We start from the raw sequence: 2,454 nt of genomic DNA, 5'->3' as shown, positions 1-2,454 counted from the left end.
GGGGAGTGACGTTCCGGGACCGGCGGGGGGTGAGTCGGGCGCGGGCGTCGTTGAGGAGCCGGTGGAGGATCCGCCGGCGCTGGGCAGCGATTTTGGTCTTGAGGATTCCGCCCCCGATCCGCAGGTTGGCGATCAGCAGGCCCCCGATCCACCGGCCGGCGTCGATGAGTCGATCGGTGAACGCGACGCGTACTGGACTTGGCGTCTGTTCAGCGACGGATTCACGATGGAGGAGGTTTGCCAGATTCGTAAGCTGAATCGTCGCCAGATTGCCTGTCATCTCCAAGCTGCCGCGGCGCGGGGCCGGAGCGTGTCGCCAAGTTGGCAGTCCTGAGCACCCGCATTCCATTTTCGCGCAAATTGGTACAATCAGACCCCATCCGGCTAGGCCCTTGCGGATTGTAGCCCGCCGGGTCGACTCCCCGAGCCGAGTTTTGGGGAATGCTTTGACACCGATTTATCATACCGACGCATAGTTTCAGTGTTGGTTTCGGCGTGTGGCACCGGTTTTGCTCACCACTGCTGCTGTCGGGCAAGCTGTCACGGGGCGTTTGCCAATCGGACTTGGCAATCACAATCACCATCGCCCCTTCCTCTCAAATATCACTGCCTCGCCAAGGCGAGCAACTTTCGATCGAAATACCACTATGGAAAATCGTCGCGAAGAGACAGACGTCAACGCACCTCCCCCGCGTCGCAATAACGGATTGCTGATCGCGGTGGTGCTGGCGATCGGATTCGCCATCCTTTTCTGGCGAACCGAAGACCCTGGATCCAAGATCACGGCCAGCTTTTTCCGCGACCAACTGGCCAAGAAAAACATTGAGCAGGTCAGCATCGGCGAGCAGACCGTCGTCGGGACGTTCAAAAACGAACCCGAGGCACCTCCGGTCATCAAAGACGGCATCGAGACGGTTGAAAAGGATGACAACGGAAAGCCGGTCAAGCTGAAGAAAAAGTTCTATTTCAACATCTCACTCGACCCGCAATCGTCGTCGCGGATCGAAAGTGCGCTGATCGAGGCGGACATTCCGTATGATTTCCAGCCGCCGGACAACACGCGTGAACTGGTCAATCTGTTGATCTTTATCGGGCTGCCGCTGGCGGTGTTCCTGTTCGTCTTCATGATGATTCGTCGCACGCGCAACGACATCATGGGCGGCGGATTTTTGTCCGGGTTTGGAAAGAGCCCGGCGAAACGTTTCGAAGCCAACGAGAAAACCGTCACGTTTGACGACGTCGCTGGCTTGCAAGGCGTCAAGGCGGACCTGCAAGAGATCGTCGATTATCTGAAAACACCCGACAAGTTCCAAAAGCTCGGGGGAAGGGTTCCCAAGGGCGTCCTGCTCAATGGACCGCCCGGAACCGGAAAGACCTTGTTGGCTCGCGCGGTGGCGGGAGAAGCGGAGGTGCCGTTTTACTCCGTCAACGGTAGCGAGTTCATCCAGATGTTCGTCGGCGTCGGGGCCAGTCGGGTTCGCGACTTGTTCCAAACCGCGAAACAGAACAGCCCCGCGATCATCTTCATCGACGAAATCGATGCGGTCGGACGCCAGCGCGGTGCCGGCTTGGGCGGCGGACACGACGAACGTGAACAAACGCTGAACCAAATCCTCGGTGAGATGGACGGGTTCACGCCCAGCCAAGCCGTGATCGTGGTGGCAGCCACCAACCGGCCCGATGTCTTGGACCCCGCCCTGTTGCGTCCCGGTCGCTTCGACCGTCACGTCGCAGTCAATCGACCCACGATGAAAGGCCGCGAAGAGATCTTTAAGGTCCATGTTCGCGATGTCCCGCTGGCCGATGATGTCAAACTGGATCGCTTGGCCGCGGGAACCATCGGATTGACGGGCGCTGATATTCAAAACATGGTCAATGAAGCGGCGCTGTGGGCCGCCCGCCATGACAAGAAAGAAGTCGACATGAACGATTTCGATTACGCCCGCGACAAGATCCTGATGGGGGCCAAACGCGAAGAAGTGCTCCGCGGGATCGAGAAAGAGAAAACCGCTTATCACGAAGCCGGACACACGCTGACCGCCTGGCATCTGGACGGTGCACACACCGTGCACAAGGTCACCATCGTTCCACGCGGTCGCGCTCTAGGCGTCACGCAGTATGTCCCCAACGAAGATCGCTTGAACGACAGCAAGAAAGAGCTGGAACACCAGCTGATCGTTCTGTTGGGCGGACGGGCTGCGGAAAAGATCGTCTATGACGAACCGACCGTCGGGGCGGAAAACGACCTGGAACGCGCCACCAGCATCGCTCGCCGAATGGTCACGCATTGGGGCATGAGCCCGAAGCTCGGTCCGGTCTGCTACAAGACCAGCGACGAAGATCCGTTCTTGGGACGTGAGATGCATCAGTCGCGACAATTCAGCGAACACACGCAAGAGTTGATCGACGAAGAAGTCTCGCGGATCTTGATGGAAGCCGACCAACGCGCCGAGC

The 2,454-nt window shown here is 58.8% G+C and carries 2 protein-coding genes; both read left to right on the top strand.

The window, feature by feature from the left end; translation table 11 throughout:
- Positions 1-334 (top strand): hypothetical protein (locus ABX749_RS29535; protein ID WP_372899199.1); only part of this gene is annotated, 334 nt, incomplete at its 5' end.
- A gap of 313 nt (positions 335-647) precedes the next feature.
- Positions 648-2,454 (top strand): ATP-dependent zinc metalloprotease FtsH (gene ftsH / locus ABX749_RS29530; RefSeq protein WP_372899198.1); only part of this gene is annotated, 1,807 nt, incomplete at its 3' end.

This window comes from Stieleria sp. (assembly GCF_041595215.1).
GTDB lineage: Bacteria > Planctomycetota > Planctomycetia > Pirellulales > Pirellulaceae > Stieleria > Stieleria magnilauensis.
Note: the sequence above shows the minus strand (reverse complement) of the source record. Positions and strands in the feature narration are given on the sequence as shown.